At 37.5% G+C, this 15,862-nt stretch carries 14 protein-coding genes and 3 pseudogenes; 4 read left to right on the plus strand and 13 right to left on the minus strand.

What is annotated here, in order from left to right:
• Window positions 1–12 precede the first annotated feature (12 nt).
• The 4 genes and pseudogenes from ACN0TV_RS04090 to ACN0TV_RS04105 all read right to left on the minus strand — a co-directional run bounded on the left by ACN0TV_RS04090 (window position 13) and on the right by ACN0TV_RS04105 (window position 3,451).
• Entirely contained in the window at window positions 13–1,662 is a 1,650-nt protein-coding gene (locus tag ACN0TV_RS04090; protein WP_417360392.1) for a solute:sodium symporter family transporter, read from the minus strand.
• A 172-nt stretch (window positions 1,663–1,834) separates the two neighbouring features.
• Window positions 1,835–2,245 (minus strand): annotated as a pseudogene (locus tag ACN0TV_RS04095) (M28 family peptidase); the annotation flags it as partial.
• 6 nt (window positions 2,246–2,251) lie between these two features.
• Window positions 2,252–3,244: pseudogene (locus ACN0TV_RS04100) on the minus strand (RNA-guided endonuclease TnpB family protein).
• A 9-nt stretch (window positions 3,245–3,253) separates the two neighbouring features.
• On the minus strand, window positions 3,254–3,451 hold the full coding sequence (locus ACN0TV_RS04105) for a helix-turn-helix domain-containing protein (RefSeq protein ID WP_417360394.1): 198 nt from the start codon (window positions 3,449–3,451) through the stop codon (window positions 3,254–3,256).
• A 19-nt stretch (window positions 3,452–3,470) separates the two neighbouring features.
• Between ACN0TV_RS04105 and tnpA the strand changes: the two are divergent.
• Window positions 3,471–3,806, plus strand: a pseudogene (gene tnpA, locus ACN0TV_RS04110) (IS200/IS605 family transposase).
• A 165-nt stretch (window positions 3,807–3,971) separates the two neighbouring features.
• On the opposite strand, the gene ACN0TV_RS04115 reads toward tnpA, so the two are convergent.
• Window positions 3,972–4,850, minus strand: a complete 879-nt coding sequence (locus ACN0TV_RS04115; RefSeq protein WP_417360396.1) for a PPK2 family polyphosphate kinase — start codon at window positions 4,848–4,850, stop codon at window positions 3,972–3,974.
• Window positions 4,851–5,031: 181 nt separating this feature from the next.
• Between ACN0TV_RS04115 and ACN0TV_RS04120 the strand changes: the two genes are divergently transcribed.
• Window positions 5,032–5,850: a hypothetical protein gene (locus ACN0TV_RS04120; RefSeq protein WP_417360398.1), complete on the plus strand. Its 819-nt coding sequence runs from the start codon at window positions 5,032–5,034 to the stop codon at window positions 5,848–5,850.
• A gap of 211 nt (window positions 5,851–6,061) precedes the next feature.
• On the opposite strand, the gene ACN0TV_RS04125 is transcribed toward ACN0TV_RS04120, so the two are convergent.
• The 5 genes from ACN0TV_RS04125 to ACN0TV_RS04145 form a co-directional block, all read right to left on the minus strand.
• Complete coding sequence (locus tag ACN0TV_RS04125) at window positions 6,062–7,225, minus strand: sigma-54-dependent transcriptional regulator (protein WP_417360400.1); 1,164 nt, start codon at window positions 7,223–7,225, stop codon at window positions 6,062–6,064.
• Window positions 7,226–7,318: 93 nt separating this feature from the next.
• Window positions 7,319–8,653, minus strand: coding sequence for an ABC transporter permease (locus ACN0TV_RS04130; protein ID WP_417360401.1), 1,335 nt, complete (start codon window positions 8,651–8,653; stop codon window positions 7,319–7,321).
• Window positions 8,646–9,581: an ABC transporter ATP-binding protein gene (locus tag ACN0TV_RS04135; RefSeq protein WP_417360403.1), complete on the minus strand. Its 936-nt coding sequence runs from the start codon at window positions 9,579–9,581 to the stop codon at window positions 8,646–8,648. Before ACN0TV_RS04135 ends, ACN0TV_RS04130 begins: the two co-directional genes overlap by 8 nt.
• Window positions 9,582–9,743: 162 nt before the next feature.
• Window positions 9,744–10,874, minus strand: coding sequence for a molecular chaperone DnaJ (gene dnaJ, locus ACN0TV_RS04140; RefSeq protein ID WP_417360405.1), 1,131 nt, complete (start codon window positions 10,872–10,874; stop codon window positions 9,744–9,746).
• 68 nt (window positions 10,875–10,942) lie between these two features.
• Window positions 10,943–11,500, minus strand: a complete 558-nt coding sequence (locus ACN0TV_RS04145) for a nucleotide exchange factor GrpE (RefSeq protein WP_417360407.1) — start codon at window positions 11,498–11,500, stop codon at window positions 10,943–10,945.
• Between the two features lie 161 nt (window positions 11,501–11,661).
• On the opposite strand from ACN0TV_RS04145, the gene ACN0TV_RS04150 reads away from it, so the two are divergent.
• Window positions 11,662–12,333, plus strand: coding sequence for a YceI family protein (locus ACN0TV_RS04150; RefSeq protein WP_417360409.1), 672 nt, complete (start codon window positions 11,662–11,664; stop codon window positions 12,331–12,333).
• A gap of 29 nt (window positions 12,334–12,362) precedes the next feature.
• Here the strand turns inward: ACN0TV_RS04150 and ACN0TV_RS04155 are convergent, their stop codons facing one another.
• From ACN0TV_RS04155 to ACN0TV_RS04165, 3 genes are all read right to left on the minus strand, one after another.
• On the minus strand, window positions 12,363–13,301 hold the full coding sequence (locus ACN0TV_RS04155) for a TIGR01777 family oxidoreductase (RefSeq protein WP_417360411.1): 939 nt from the start codon (window positions 13,299–13,301) through the stop codon (window positions 12,363–12,365).
• A gap of 122 nt (window positions 13,302–13,423) precedes the next feature.
• Window positions 13,424–14,098, minus strand: a complete 675-nt coding sequence (mnmD, locus tag ACN0TV_RS04160; RefSeq protein ID WP_417360413.1) for a tRNA (5-methylaminomethyl-2-thiouridine)(34)-methyltransferase MnmD — start codon at window positions 14,096–14,098, stop codon at window positions 13,424–13,426.
• A gap of 14 nt (window positions 14,099–14,112) precedes the next feature.
• Complete coding sequence (locus ACN0TV_RS04165; RefSeq protein ID WP_417360415.1) at window positions 14,113–14,604, minus strand: DUF4920 domain-containing protein; 492 nt, start codon at window positions 14,602–14,604, stop codon at window positions 14,113–14,115.
• Window positions 14,605–14,719: 115 nt separating this feature from the next.
• Here ACN0TV_RS04165 and ACN0TV_RS04170 point away from each other — a divergent pair, with 115 nt between their 5' ends.
• Complete coding sequence (locus tag ACN0TV_RS04170) at window positions 14,720–15,790, plus strand: branched-chain amino acid aminotransferase (RefSeq protein WP_417360417.1); 1,071 nt, start codon at window positions 14,720–14,722, stop codon at window positions 15,788–15,790.
• Window positions 15,791–15,862: the final 72 nt, after the last annotated feature.

A 15,862-nucleotide genomic window follows, 5' to 3' on the forward strand; every position in this document is an offset into this window, starting at 1 on the left:
AATTTCATTTTGTTAGGCAAAGTACCAGTAAATTCCAATTACTATTGCACAGATAGTCAATCCGACAGGAATTAAATACTTATAAGGTTCAATACTTACTTTCTCTGTATACTCTAGAACAAATTCTGTTTTTCTAGGATAAAGTTTTCCAATAACAAGCATAATTATAATGTTTGCAACAAATAGAATTGCCATCACGTGTAAATAATGTGGATAAGCTTGAGATTCTACTAGTGCTAATTCCGTAGTGTCAGTAACACCCGAAGCCATTGCAGCCTCAACAGCATTATTAGTCATAATGGGTTTAATGATGAATTGGCTAATGATATAGAGTAAACTTCCTGAAAGAATACCCACTTTCGCAGCTAATGCAGGAACTCTTTTGGTTAAATACCCGACTGCGATAATAGTTAAAATCGGAATACTATAACAACCGTTGACCTCTTGAAGATATCCAAATAAACCCTGAGGAGCTCTGGCAATTAAAGGTGCAATCAACATTGAAAGTATGGCAAGTACAATCCCAAAGTATTTTCCTTTTCGAATGATATCAAGTTCGGAGGCATCCTTTTTAATATATTCGGAATAAAAATCTATCGAAAATAAAGTGACCGAACTATTAAGAGCACTGTTAAAGGAACTTAAAATTGCACCAAATAAAACTGCAGCAAAGAATCCTAAAAATACTTTAGGCAATACAGCATTAACCAACAAAGCATATGCTCTATCCGGAGTGTCAATCTCATTACCTAAAAGATAATACGCGATAATCCCGGGAAGTACCACAATTAGCGGACCTAAAATCTTAAAAAATGCGGCCAGTAAAAGTCCTTTTTGACCTTCTTTTAGATTCTTTGCCGCCAAGGCACGTTGAATAATAGCCTGGTTCGTTCCCCAGTAAAAAAGCTGTACCAACATCATACCGGTAAATATTGTACTAAAGGGTACTGAGTTGGTAGGTTTACCCATGGAATGAAATTTCTCCGGAGCCTCTCTCATCAATGTTGTGATCCCTTCGGTTACCGATCCATCACCTATGGCCATTAATCCAAATACAGGGATCATTAATCCACCTATAAGTAATCCTATGGCGTTAACTGTATCTGAAATAGCAACCGCCTTTAGACCGCCGAATATAGCATAAATAGATCCTATAATACCAATACCCCATACACAAATCCAGATAGATACCTCATGTGAAACACCCAATAACATTGGGATATCAAACATATCAGAAATCGCAATAGATCCAGAGTATAATACGATTGGCAAAAGAATTACCACATACCCTAATAAAAACAAGCCTGAGGCAATGGACTTGGTCGTTTTGTCATACCTGATTTCTAAAAATTGAGGAACTGTGGTCAGCCCTCCTTTTAAATACCTAGGTAACAAGAAAATCGCGGCAATTACAATAGAAATCGCGGCTAATGTTTCCCATGCCATTACGGAAAGACCTTCGGAGAATGCCTGTCCATTAAGTCCGACAATTTGTTCAGTAGAAAGGTTAGTTAACAATAGTGAACCAGCAACGACACCTGCAGTTAAGCTTCGTCCTCCAAGAAAGTAACCATCAGAGGATTTTTCATTTGTTTTTCGTGTAGCAAAATAAGCTATTACTGCTACTAACAGCGTAAAACCAACAAAAGTAATAATTGCCATGCCAATAAATTTAAGTTTAAGTTAGGTTGCGAAGATAAACTTATTTGCAATTTGCATACTCAAGAAATCATGAATTTTCTCAAGACCGAGCAAAAATGTTGCGAATTTAACACCTACAGTAGCTATAAAGCAAAACAATTCACAGCAATTATCCATTCGCTGCATTTATATATTAGTGTTCAACGATACCGTATGTATCGATGAGATAGACAAGTGAAGCCATGGTAGCTGCCCCAAGTTCTAACTCTCTTTTGTTGATATGTTCGAAAGTATCATTGTCAGAATGGTGATGATCGAAATACCGTTGCGAATCTGGACGCAAACCCGCAAGTACAGTACCTAACTCTTTTAATGGCCCTATATCTGCACCACTTCCACCTTGTTCAAAATAGTGAATTAGATAGGGTTTAAACAGTGATCTCCATGAACTAATTTGCTAAAAATTAGCCTGATCGCTGTCGATGGAAAATCCTCTAGGCGTAAAACCTCCAGCGTCACTTTCAAGGGCGAAAATGTGGTGTTCACCTGCCTTGTTTGCCTGCTCCGCATATTCGGTACCACCTCTTAATCCGTTTTCTTCATTCGTGGACTACCCAACCACAGCAAAGCTGATGGGATGGGCTTCTCTTTTCAACGGCTTGCGCCTCTTTGCAGAAGTCTGATTTGAGCCTCGAAGAGTGTTATCGGAGAGTCCCGCCCCGATTATTTTCTTTCCTTCTTTCAAGATATTTATTGCAGCGTTATAATCCCTATCATGGATTACTCCACATTTGCAAGTCCATTCTCTTTCAGAAAGGTTTAAGTTTTGATTTATCCAACCACAAGAATTACAGGTTTTAGAAGAGGGAAAGAAGCGGTTTATTTTTACTAGTTGCTTAGCATTCCATTCTGCTTTGTATTCCAACAATCTTACAAAGTTTCCCCAGCTTGCATCTGCGATATGTTTTGCAAGTTTATGATTTTTAATCATTCCTTTTATGTGTAAATCTTCTAAACAAATTACATCATTATCAGAAATGATTTGAGAACTTACTTTGTGTAAATTATCTCATCTTGAATTGGCTGTTTTCTCATGTAACAAGGCAACTTTCAGTCTTTGGTTTTCATACCGATTACTGCCTTTTGTTTTACGAGAAAGGTGTTTTTGTGCCTTTGCTAAAGCACGTTCATGGTGTTTTGTGTAACGATTATTTTTAAATTTAATTCCATCCGAAGTAATTACAAAATCTTTCAAGCCTAAATCTATTCCAACTGCTTTACCTGTTTTTTGTTTCGGTGCATATTGGGTTTTACAAAGTATTGAAACAAAATATTTACCTGTTGGTGTTTTGCTAATGGTGCAACCTTTTACTTCTCCTTTTATTTCTCTGTGAAGATTGACCTTAATTCCATCTTTGAATTTTGGAATATACAATAAGTCTTTTTCAACTGTTACAGATTGTGGAACAGTGAATGTATTTTTAGCTCTCCTGCTTTTAAAGCGTGGAAACTTAGCATTGCCACGGAAAAAGTTTAGGTATGCAGTATCTAAGCATCTTAAAGCAAATTGCAGTGTTTGACTGTTTACTTCTTTCAGCCATATCGTTTCTTCTTACTTTTTAATTTCAGTCAATGTCTTTGCCTGTGCATAGTAATTGTCTGATTTCTTACGCAACTCATACTGTTCCTTTCTCTCATTTAGAAAGTGATTATAAGCCCATCTAACACATCCAAAATGTTTGCTTAATAGGATTTGTTGTTCCTGATTTGGAATTAGTGCAAAGCGATATGTCTTATGTATTGTTTTCACTTATGGAAAAATAGTAATTATTTGTAAATATCGCAAAAAGTTACTTGTCGGTCCGTTAAATACTGATATTAAACGCATCTTTCAATCTATTACTGATGGCTCTGATTTTGAAATTGAAGTATTTGAGAGCGATATTGACCACATTCATTTTCTGATCCGTTACATTGCTCGTTTGTCTATTGCTCAAATTGTCCGTAGGTTAAAACAAGAATCTACTCGTCAAATTTGGTTATTACATCCTGCTACACTTGGTAAGCAATAGTGGTATCAGCATCTATTTTGGTCAGATGGTTATTTTGTTTGCTCAATCGGTGAGGCTTCTTATGATACTATTGGTACGTATATTCTCAATTAGGGTCAGTCGCTTACATCCCATCCACTTAAAAACGATGGATGGGTTTTACGCTCCGTTTTATAAAATCAAAAAGCGGAGGTATCTGTTTTTTGAGCATATCCAAAAAGAACACTTCCCATAAAACACAAATAAAGAGCAATTTTGATACTACTAAGTTTAATAAAACTACTCTTCATTTAATATTTTTTTGTAGTGTTCTATCTGTGATTTAATACTCGGATCAAGTGTCGGGTATTGCACCTCCTTTATCGTTTTTAATTCATCATAAAGAATGTCAGCGACAATAGCCCGCGCGGCTTTTTTATTATCCGATGGAATAATATACCATGGTGCATCTTTGTTGGAGGTTTTATTAATGGCCTGCTCATAGCAATTTTGATATTGATCCCACAACTCTCTTTCATCTAAATCGCCAGGGGAAAATTTCCAATTCTTATCCTGGCGAGTCAAGCGCCTTAACAATCGATTTTTTTGTTCATCTTTTGAAAGGTGAAGGAAGAATTTAAAAATGATCGTCCCATTGGCCACGAGGTGTTTTTCAAAATTATTTATGTGTTCAAATCGGGATTCCCAAAATTTATCATCAATATCTTCAATACTGTTTATTCCTGGTATATTTTCACCTACGATATATTCCGGGTGTACCCTTGTAACCAGTACATTCTCATAATGGGTGCGGTTAAAAACACCAAATTTTCCACGGTCAGGAAGTGCCAAATAATGGCGCCAAAGATAATCGTGTTGCTTTTCTTTAAAGGTGGGTGTTTTAAAACTGTGAACCACAACCCCCCTTGAATTAAAGTCTTGGAATACCTCTCGAATTAAGCTATCCTTCCCAGCAGTATCCATTCCTTGCAAGCAAATTAACACGCTGTACTTGTTATGCGCATAGAAGACGTCCTGTAACTTGCTAAGCTTGTCTCGAGTGTCTCGCAAACGCTCTTTCAATTTATCTTCTGTACTGCTTAACATGGTTAAGGTAGCAGTATCTTTAAGCTTAACAGCCTTATCTACTCTATAATCCGAAGTTTTAATTTTATCCATATCCTATCAAATTTAAAAAGATTGCGCGTTTAATTCACCTTTTGCAACAAAAACGACTTTACCCTTTGAAAGCTAACTTTAGCCACTAAATGAGAGACGTTCACCACAAAGGTTTTTCGAATTACAATTTAAGTTGTATTATTGTTTCACCCAAAATAATTGAACTTAATTACATCATACTATGAAGAAAACAGCGCTGTTTTTCCTCCTGATTTTTATAGCACAGTACTCTAACGCCCAATGCAGTTCGGCATATTCGCAAGCAACGTACGCCCTTGCTCACACTAAAAAATCATTAAGCTCAAACAACTTTGATCACCAAAAATATTATGCTGACAGAGCGCTAGAAGCTTTAGAAAAAGCAAAATCCTTGGTAGAAAGTTGTGGGTGTTCAGATGCCATCCCTCCCATCCTAGATGGATTAGACAACCTCGCGCAGTCTAAGGATCCAGCAGACTGGGAAGCCGGAAGGTTCTATGCTCAACATGCCTATGAGTATTTGCAAACCTTAATGACTAAATTGGACATATGTACCAGCGGTGGTGCAGCAACTTCCGTTGATTATTCGCCTGAGGTGGCAATATCTACAACCAACGACTCTGGTGAATCAACCAATTACTTGGAACAACAAAAACAGTTAGAGCTTGAGAAACAACGCCTGCTCGAACAGCAACAATTACTGGAAGAAAAAATCGCGAAACAACGACAATTAGCAGAACAAGCAAGAGTTAATAGACAGTTGGAACTCGAGCAACAAATAAAACTTAAGCATTTGGCCGAGCAAAAACTATTCGACCTAGAAAAAAATTATAAACTACTTTTTAAAAGCTTTGGCTGCTTGAATCTTGATGATGTATTAAATGGCGGCTATTCTCGTGAGGATGCTGTGCTAAATTCAGAAAACCTAGCACAGACCAGAAGTCACTACCTTCAGCTCACCATTCGAACTCAAGAAAAACTACTGGAAGCATTAAAGCAATGTTCCCAAACTGAACTATAGTTAAGAGCTGGCTGAGTTTCCAACCTAAAGTGTTTTAGGCTAGAAACTCTATGGCCTGTTTTTGACTTTTCATGCTAGAGGTTGGAGGAGCGCCATTGCCTCAGAACTTGAACGGTGCTATCCATTGACAGCATAATCATAATTATACCTACATATTTCCCACTTAAGATCATTGTGTACAACCTACACAAAATGGGTAATCTGCATATTATTATTTTTTAGCAAATAGTTTTACTTCCTGCTCGTTAATTTCTGCACCTCCTAGGATAATAAGTCTTTCAACTACATTTCTAAGTTCTCGGATATTTCCGGTCCAATCATACTCTTGAAGCAAACTGACGGCTTTATCATTGAAAACTTTGGGAATACTCCCCTGCTCTTCAGCAATTTTTTTAGCGAAGTGTTCTATTAGTAAAGGAATGTCATCCCTTCTATCATTTAAAGAAGGAACATCAATTAAGATAACGGCTAATCTGTGGTAGAGATCCTCCCTAAATGTACCTGCGGCAATTTCTTTCTTTAAATCCTTGTTGGTCGCTGCAATAACCCGCACATTAACACTGATATCCTTGTCGCTTCCAACTCGGGATATTTTGTTTTCCTGTAACGCTCTTAGAACCTTGGCTTGTGCTGATAAGCTCATATCACCAATTTCGTCTAAGAATAAAGTACCTCCATTAGCAGCCTCGAATTTTCCTGCCCTATCCTTAACGGCAGAGGTAAAAGCCCCTTTGATGTGACCAAATAGTTCACTTTCTATAAGTTCAGACGGAATAGCCGCGCAATTCACCTCGATCATAGGTTTATTAGAGCGTTCACTCTTTTCGTGAATCCAGTGTGCTACGAGTTCTTTACCGGTACCATTAGGACCTGTAATCATTACTCTGGCTTCAGTGGGTGCTACCTTTTCTATCATGTCGATAATAAAAGAAATCTCACTGCTATCACCGATCATCTCATAATTTTTACTGACCTTCTTTTTCAGTCTTTTGTTCTCACTCACCAAGGCGTTTCTATCCAAGGCGTTTCGAACAGTGTTCAATAAGCGATTCAGATCTGGTGGTTTAGAAATATAATCATAGGCCCCATAGCGCATGGTATTGACAGCGGTTTCTAAGTCCCCGTGTCCAGAAATCATTACAAAGGGAAGCTCCGGCTTGATTTTCTTTGAAGCTTGAAGCACCTCTACACCATCCATTTTTGGCATTTTGATATCACAAATTACCAAATCAAAATCCTCCTTTTTTATCAGATCCATAGCCCCAAGGCCATCTTCGGCTTCATTGAGCTGATAGGAATCATTCTCCTCAGATAATATTTTTATAAGTACTCTACGAATCGCAGCTTCATCTTCTACCACTAATATCTTTGACATGCGTATAATTTAATATTTCAATTCTTACGAAGTTAGCATTTTTTTCAAATTCATCACAACAAATCAGTCGAAGTCCAATTTAACCAACAACTTCTAATATCTAAGCCATTTGTATAACTCCTTATAAGATGGTTTTTTACCGTACATAAGGATACCCACTCTATATATTTTAGCTGCCAACCATACAATAAGCAAGAACGTAACCATTAAAATTACAATGGAAGTAATGAGTTGCCACAAAGGCACACCACCATCTCCGATTCCATTAGGCAAGCGCATCATCATCACTATAGGAGAGGTCAAAGGGAACAGCGAAAATCCAACTGCGATAGGTCCATTAGGATTGTCAAAAACAGAAATAAATCCTACGTATATGGCTAGCATTAGAGGGGTAATCACTGGAAACACAAATTGCTGGGTGTCAGTTTCATTGTCAACCGCAGCTCCAATAGCTGCATATATTGAGCTGTAAATTAGATAGCCCAATGAAAAGTACAACATAAAACAAAGTATTAGAGTGAGCCAAGGAATTTGTACCAATTCATTAATATACAATTGCAAGGTATCTTTAGATGCGGAGGCTTCAAAAGTTTCTAAAGCACCTGTAGAAATATTAGCTTGGTGATTAATAACATCAAACTCAATCCCCATAAATGATAAGACCAGATAAGACAGTAATCCCGCTGATATAATCCAGATCACAAATTGAGTGATCCCGGCAAGCGAAGTCCCTATGATTTTACCTAACATCAATTGAAATGGCTTCACAGACGAAATAATCACTTCAATAATTCTTGAGGTTTTTTCTTCTATCACACTACGCATGACAAAGGCGCCATAGATGATGATAAACATCATTATTAAATACCCAAACCCTCCACCGATCACAGCCTTTAATTCAGAGATTCCTTTTACATTTTTTTCACCACTAAAATTCACGATATTCATTTCAAACCTCTGATTGAGGTCTTCTATACCCTGCGTTGAAATTTTGAGTTCTTTTAGTTTTTCATCGCGTACCCGATGCTGAATCTTTTGTTCCATTACCGACAGTAACTCCAATCCTGGAGACACTTTGGTATAAAAAGTAATTTGATCTGCAACATTTTCTATCCTATTCCCTTGAGGAATATAGAGCAACCCATATAGCCCCAGCTGAGAGACGGAGTCCAGTGCAGCTTGAAGCTGTATACCCTCAAAGTGAACATAATTCACCTGTATACTATTCTCAAACTGATAATCGAAAAAAGGGCTTTCATCCAGGACGGCAATCACTCGTTTTTCGTCACTATTTACTTTAGCCAAGTAAACGATAAGTGCGATCATCCCTACAATTATAACAGGGCTAAGAACAGTGAGCACAATAAATGACTTGTTTCTAACTTTAGCCAAATATTCTCGTTTAATAATCAATAAGAGCTTATCCATTTAAGTTGTCCTTTACAAATTCAATAAATATTTCATTAACAGTAGGCACAACCTCTACAAAATGACTTACCGTACCTAGGCTGGTTAAATAATGTAGCAAATCATTGGGAGAATCCTTCTCATTGAGCTTTACACGCAAGCTCGAAGCACCGTCAAAAGACTTAAATTCACCAGGGCTTATACTATACCGCTGCGCGAGTTGTCCTTCTAACTGAAGTTGATTTTTACAGTGAATTCCGATTTCAAACGTACCGTTTTTAAAACTTCGTTTAATATCGACTAGTTTACCATCTAAGATTTTGTTTGAACGATCAATGAGTGCTATTTGATCGCAAAGTTCTTCTACCGATTCCATACGGTGGGTAGAGAAAATTATGGTAGTCCCTTGTTTATTCAGCCTTAAAATTTCATCCTTAATCAAGTTAGCGTTAATCGGATCAAAGCCACTAAATGGCTCATCAAAGATTAACAATTGCGGCTCGTGAAGTACCGTGACCACAAATTGTATTTTCTGTGCCATCCCTTTGGATAACTCTTGTATTTTCTTATCCCACCAGTGCCCTATTTCCAATCTGTCAAACCAATAATGTAACTTCTCTTTAGCTTGTGATTTGGACATTCCTTTGAGTTGTGCTAGGTAAAGAGCCTGTTCCCCTACCTTCATACTTTTGTACAAGCCTCGTTCTTCCGGTAAATAGCCAATGGACTGAATATGCTTTTGGCTCAAAGGCATATTGTCAAAAAGAACCCTACCACTATCTGGATAAGTAATTTGATTTATAATCCGTATCAAGGTTGTTTTACCAGCACCGTTAGGTCCTAAGAGACCAAAAATGGAGCCTTTAGGGATTTCTAATGAGACATTATTAAGCGCAGTAAAGTTACCATAAGACTTAGAAACGTTTTCGGCAACCAATAAGTTCGGCATGTATAGCGGGTTTAAGTTGAATATACTTTCACAAAAATAAAAACCCACCCTTAAAAAATATCAAGGATGGGAAAAAATTGCTATGAAAAAGAAAAAATTAACACTAGGTTAGAACCAGTGTGATTGCAAAGATATGTTTTTTTATAAAACACAAAAGTTAAATTAAGAAAACATGTCTTTTACTTTTTCAAAAAACGATTTATCGCTCTTTTCCGGATGAGGTGTAAAATTATCATCTCCTAACATACTCTCGAAAAATTCGCGTTGTTCTTTATTTAGGGTTTTAGGTGTCCACACATTAATATGCACTAGTAGGTCACCACTTCCATAACCATTAATACTTGGAATCCCTTTGCCTTTCAATCTTAAAATTTTTCCAGACTGAATCCCTTCTTCTAATTTGATACGTACTTTACCAGAGACTGTGTCTATTTCTTTAGATGTTCCTAGAATAGCCTCAGCTACACTTATATACAAATCGAAATGTAAATTATCACCTTCTCGCTTTAGGGTATCGTGATCGAGTTCCTCTATGAGTACTAGAAGATCCCCCGCTATGCCGTTGTTTCCTGGAGCTCCATTACCTTTTCCAGTAACTTTAAGTTGCATACCATCTACGACTCCTGCAGGTATTTTGATCGAAACGGTCTCTTCTTGGATCACCATTCCTTGGGCATCAGCATCCGCTGGTTTTTTATCGATAATTTGACCGAGACCACCACAGCTTGTACAGCTGCTTGCAGTTTGCATTCTTCCTAAAATGGTATTGGTAACACGGGTAACTTGACCAGTTCCATGACATGTTGGACAGGTTTTAAAAGTTACTCCAGATGCCTGTATCTTACGTCGAACCTTCACCTTTTTCTCAACGCCATTGGCGACCTCTTCAAGGCTAAGTTTTACTCGAATACGAAGATTACTTCCCTTAACGTGACCTCTTGCTCCACCACCGAAGCCAGAAAAACCACCAAAGCCTCCGCCGCCTCCAAAGGCACTTCCGAAAATATCACCAAATTGACTGAAGATGTCATCCATGTTCATTCCGCCACCGCTATATCCACCGCCGCCGCCTTCAAAGGCTGCATGACCGTACTGGTCGTAACGTTGCTTTTTAGCAGGGTCACTTAAAACCTCATAGGCCTCTGCTGCTTTTTTAAACATATCTTCAGCCTCCTTATTTCCAGGATTTTTATCCGGGTGATATTGAATGGCTTTTTTGCGATATGCCTTTTTAATATCAGCTGCAGTTGCGCCTTTGTCAACTCCTAATATTTCGTAATAGTCTTGCTTCATGTAATTCTAGTGTAGAAAGTTTAACCTTCCGTTAATTAAAAGTGTCAGAGTTTAAACTGACAAAACGTCTATTGTTGCCCTACGACAACCTTTGGATGACGAATAATCTTATCACTCAACGTATACCCCTTTTCAATAACATCAACAATTTTCCCTTTTAAATCTGCACTAGGCGCAGGGATTTGAGTAATTGCATCGTGAATTTCAGCATCAAAATTGTCTCCAGCTTTAGTTTCTATTTCTGATAGTCCATGACCACCCAGAACATTTTTCATCTTTTGACGAATCAACTCAACACCTTTAAACAACTCCTTTTCCTTTGTTTTCGAAATCTCAGACAAGGCTCTTTCAAAATCATCAAGAACAGGCAACATTGAGGACATGATATCCTGACCTGCAGTCTTAAACAGCTCGTTACGTTCTTTAGCAGTTCGCTTCTTGTAGTTTTCAAATTCTGCAAAAAGTCTTAAAAACTTATCCTTCTCCAAGGCCAATTCTTCTTGTAATTTTTCAGACTCACTCTGCACCTCCTCTTCTGCGACAACCTCTGTTTCAGAATTTAATTGCTCTTTTTCAACTCCATTGTCTGAAATGGACTCTTTATTTATATCTTCTTTCTTCGACATTGTTCTATTGAATATTATTTATCTTCATTTTAATTTGCAAAAGTATTGCCAATTCTATTAAAATGTCAAAATGTCATCAAAAAATAAACTCTAAATATAATTCTAAACAATACTTTTATATTTCTATTTTTGCCTCCTAAATCCTAAGAATAAGAATAATCATGAAAAAAGCAATCTTTACCTTACCCCTAGTGGCATGTATGGTGTTTTTTACTGCTTGTAAAAGCGAGAAAAAAAATGACACTACCGCTAAAGAAGCAGCGACAGCTACAGAAATAACAGCTGAGGCTGTTAAGTACAAAATTAACGCAGATCAAAGCACTATCGACTGGAAAGGTTCTAAACCAACAGGAACCCACACTGGCACTATCGCTATAGAATCTGGAGTGATCACTACTAAAGGTGGTGTCATTGAAAGTGGTAACTTCCTTATCGACATGAATTCCATCACTGTAACTGATTTAAAATCAGGTGAAGGAAAAGAAGATTTAGAAGCGCACTTAAAAGGTACAGTTGAGGGTAAAGAAGATCATTTCTTCAATGTTGCTGAGCACCCTACTGCTTACTTTGAAATCACTGGCAATGAAGTGAAAAACGGTATAACAACCTTAAGCGGAAACCTTACAATTAAAGGCATTAAGAAAAATGTATCCTTCCCGGTTAGCCATACTGAGCAAGGATCAAACATCACTTTAACTTCTGAGTCATTTACAATCGACAGAACACAATGGAATGTTAACTACGGTTCTAAAAGTGTTTTCGATAACCTTGGTGACAAATTTGTCAATGATGAGATTGAACTTGTGATTACTGTAAAAGGTAGCAAAGCATAAGAAATAGAATAGACCTATTTTTTTTTAAACTAAGCCAATTCTTCTATGAGTTGGCTTTTTTCATGCAGTACAACATCCAATAGTGCGGGTTTTAAGTTGGTATAACGAAAATGATACCCCTCTTCTTCTATCTTCTTAGCGCTAACCCTATGGCTACCGCATAAAAGTGAAGCACGTTCTCCTATAAAAAGCTTCAAAACTTTAACTGGAACTGCGGGCAGAATTAAAGGTTTACCAAGTAAACAGGCAAGTTCTCGAGTTAGTTTTGAATTACACACCGGATTAGGAGCGACACCATTGAAGACCCCATCCAACTGCTTATCTATACAAAACAGATAAATGGCTGCGATGTCTTGTATGTGAATCCAACTCACCCACTGTTCTCCAGAGCCAATAACAGCGCCGAGGTACTTAGAGGTCAATCCTTTCATTTTCCCCAAGGCTCCACCGGTTTCAGACAACACCAAACCTGTCCGTATAATAGCCACTGGAAACTTGTGATCTTCTTTCAAATGGAATGCCTTTTTCTCCCAACTTTGTACCACTCTGCCTAAGAAATCATCGCTGTACTCCGTCACATCTTCTTCATAATAGTTGGTAAAGGAGTGTGGGTATATACTTATTGCAGATGCCGTCGCAAAAGCCTTAATTTTATGCTTTTTTGGAATACTTCTGTTTAAAAGTCCAATCGATCTTTTACGACTATTAAGGATTTTCTTTTTTCGAAACAATGTCCATGGGGCTGCAATGTTCTCGCCAGCGAGGTTGATTATAGCATCTACTTGTGAAAAACAATTCGGGTCAATTTCATTCTTTGCAGGATTCCAATAAAAACCTTTGTAATTAGGATCATTACAAAGTTTAGACTTGTCGGTTGTCAAAAAGTGAACCACATCCCCTCTTTGATGACACAACTTAGTGATCTGTTGCCCGATCATTCCACTTGCTCCTGCAATTAAAATTTTCATTATTAAGTCTGAATTGTTATTCTAGGATCAAAATTAGACAATATAAGGAGGATCAAATCAATGATTAGTCAAGCTTTAACAAATAAATTATAGATATTTAACACTGTAAGCGCGGAAGTGTCCTACTTTTTAACAGCTCTTAACATTTCACGTTTCCCTGGGGGGCCAGGAAGTTTTTCTATTAGAAATCCTACCTCTTGCATCGCCCTACGGACACTACCTTTAGCCGCGTAGGTAACCAGAATTCCATTTTTATCCAAAGCCTTGTACATTCGTTCAAACATAGAAACATCCCAAAGCTCAGGTTGTACTCGAGCTCCAAAGGCGTCAAAGTAAATCAGATCAAAAGCCCGCTGATCATCTATGCTACCAAAAAACTGCTTCCTCTTTCGAAGTGTAAACAAAGGATCAATATCAAGATCAGTATCCCAATCTCCTTGATGCATCCTAATAAATGTCTCCTTGTAGTTCCCGGCATCGAGCTGCTCAACATAATTCAAAAGTGCAACCTCCTGAGGGTTTACAGGGTAGGCTTCGACCCCGTGATAGTTGATATGCAGTCCCATTTTTTGACATTCTAAAAAGCTAATAAAGGCATTAAGCCCAGTACCAAATCCTATTTCTAAAATACGTATGCTATTGGAGTCGTTTTGATTGAGCCATTGTGCAAGTCCACTTTTAATAAAAACATGGTAAGCCTCTTGTATAGCACCGTGTTTAGAATGATAGTGTTCCTCCCATTGTTCGAGATAAATGGTCGTAGAACCGTCGCTGGTCTTAATAACTTCTCTTTTCATCAGTTGAGTTCGTGTTATTTTTTAGTCAACACTCCATTGGCCACAAAACTATACGTATTTTTAGGCTGGGTGATTGCCGCTATTTCCGCTTCACTCTTTCCTCCGTCCTTGGCATAGTGTTGTTGATCCTCAACCGAAACCTGATCCACAAAGGCATTCCCTTCTAAAATCACCTCTTTACCAACGATTCCTTCAGGAACGAAAAATCCGTAATCCTTAAATCGGACCATAACCTCTTGGTTTTGGTTTAAATCTAATTTCATCCAACACCCCTTCTTTTTACATACTTCAGTTACAGTGGCGATTATCCTTGTAGACAGAGTATCTCCGATTGCTAATTCATCATATAATCCATTTACATCGGTCATATCTGTCTTGTTAGAAACTATGATTGTATCTCCGTAAATGATAAAGTTTTCAGCCATTTCAAGTTTTTGTTGCTGCTTATTGGGTTGACAGGAAGTAAGAAATAAAACAACCGAAATAATAGAAAATAACGTTCTCATTTGTAATGGAATTTTAATAATTAGCATTGAAACGCAATTTAAGGCATTTTTTACAATCACAAATCAGTAATTACATCTGTTATTTTGCTAATTTTGCTCAAAATAATGATCCATTATGGAAAAGGATACAGTTGTGAATATAAAAATAGAAAAGGCTGAGACTTCAAAGATTAATGAAGTTGATTTCAGCAACTTGAGTTTTGGAAGTGTTTTTACTGATCACATGTTTATTTGTGAATTTAAAAATGGAAGTTGGCAGACACCAACTATTGTGCCTTACCAAAAACTATCCATGGACCCTTCGGCTAAGGTATTTCATTACGGTCAAGCCGTATTTGAAGGAATGAAAGCCTATAAAGATGACCAAGACGATGTCTGGCTATTTAGACCAGATGAAAATTTTCATCGTATAAATAAATCTTCAGCCAGGTTGGCTATGCCAGAATTCCCGGAGGATTATTTCTTTGAAGGTTTACATCAACTATTAAAATTAGACAAGCAGTGGATCCAAAAAGGATTTGGTAACAGCCTCTACATTAGACCTTTTGTAATTGCAACTGAGTCTGGAGTTTCAGCTTCACCTTCCGCTGAGTATAAATTTATTATTATTTGTTCACCTGCACAGTCGTATTATGCCGGTGAGGTCCGCGTAAAAATAGCGGATCACTACAGCCGTTCAGCAAGTGGAGGTTTTGGTTTTGCTAAAGCAGCAGGAAACTATGCAGGACAGTTCTACCCTACCAGCCTTGCAAACAAGGAAGGATTTCAACAAGTAATTTGGACTGATTCAAATACACATGAATACCTAGAGGAAGCTGGAACAATGAATGTGTTCTTTAGAATTGGTGATAAATTAATCACCTGTCCAACTAGTGACAGAATACTAGATGGTGTTACACGTAAAAGTGTAATTCAGGTAGCTGAAGACATGGGAATTAAAGTAGATATTCGTCCTATAAAAGTATCAGAACTTATCGAAGCTGCTAACAACAATGAGCTTAAAGAAATTTTCGGAAGTGGCACAGCTGCCGTAATCAATCCAATTTTAGGATTTGGTTATCAAGGAGACAAGTGGGAGCTACCAAGTATGAATGACTCTTATGCTACGGCAATTAAAGATACTATACTTGGGATTCAATACAATACTATAGAAGATAAATACGGTTGGAGAGTTAAAGTGGATTAATCCAATCGGAACTAACTAGAATAATTAGAAAAATAGCGGTAAGATTCTCAGGGAATTTACCGCTATTTCTAT

This window comes from Galbibacter sp. (assembly GCF_048266365.1).
Taxonomy (GTDB): Bacteria; Bacteroidota; Bacteroidia; order Flavobacteriales; family Flavobacteriaceae; genus Galbibacter.

Excerpts from the sequence above, each read along its gene's own strand:
- ACN0TV_RS04135 (WP_417360403.1), bottom strand. The coding sequence starts at position 9,581 with ATGCCGAACTTATTGGTTGCCGAAAACGTTTCTAAGTCTTATGGTAAC.
- ACN0TV_RS04120 (WP_417360398.1), top strand. The coding sequence starts at position 5,032 with ATGAAGAAAACAGCGCTGTTTTTCCTCCTGATTTTTATAGCACAGTAC.
- dnaJ (WP_417360405.1), bottom strand. The coding sequence starts at position 10,874 with ATGAAGCAAGACTATTACGAAATATTAGGAGTTGACAAAGGCGCAACT.
- ACN0TV_RS04115 (WP_417360396.1), bottom strand. The coding sequence starts at position 4,850 with ATGGATAAAATTAAAACTTCGGATTATAGAGTAGATAAGGCTGTTAAG.
- ACN0TV_RS04090 (WP_417360392.1), bottom strand. The coding sequence starts at position 1,662 with ATGGCAATTATTACTTTTGTTGGTTTTACGCTGTTAGTAGCAGTAATA.
- ACN0TV_RS04150 (WP_417360409.1), top strand. The coding sequence starts at position 11,662 with ATGAAAAAAGCAATCTTTACCTTACCCCTAGTGGCATGTATGGTGTTT.
- ACN0TV_RS04165 (WP_417360415.1), bottom strand. The coding sequence starts at position 14,604 with ATGAGAACGTTATTTTCTATTATTTCGGTTGTTTTATTTCTTACTTCC.
- ACN0TV_RS04125 (WP_417360400.1), bottom strand. The coding sequence starts at position 7,225 with ATGTCAAAGATATTAGTGGTAGAAGATGAAGCTGCGATTCGTAGAGTA.
- ACN0TV_RS04130 (WP_417360401.1), bottom strand. The coding sequence starts at position 8,653 with ATGGATAAGCTCTTATTGATTATTAAACGAGAATATTTGGCTAAAGTT.
- ACN0TV_RS04155 (WP_417360411.1), bottom strand. The coding sequence starts at position 13,301 with ATGAAAATTTTAATTGCAGGAGCAAGTGGAATGATCGGGCAACAGATC.
- ACN0TV_RS04170 (WP_417360417.1), top strand. The coding sequence starts at position 14,720 with ATGGAAAAGGATACAGTTGTGAATATAAAAATAGAAAAGGCTGAGACT.
- mnmD (WP_417360413.1), bottom strand. The coding sequence starts at position 14,098 with ATGAAAAGAGAAGTTATTAAGACCAGCGACGGTTCTACGACCATTTAT.
- ACN0TV_RS04145 (WP_417360407.1), bottom strand. The coding sequence starts at position 11,500 with ATGTCGAAGAAAGAAGATATAAATAAAGAGTCCATTTCAGACAATGGA.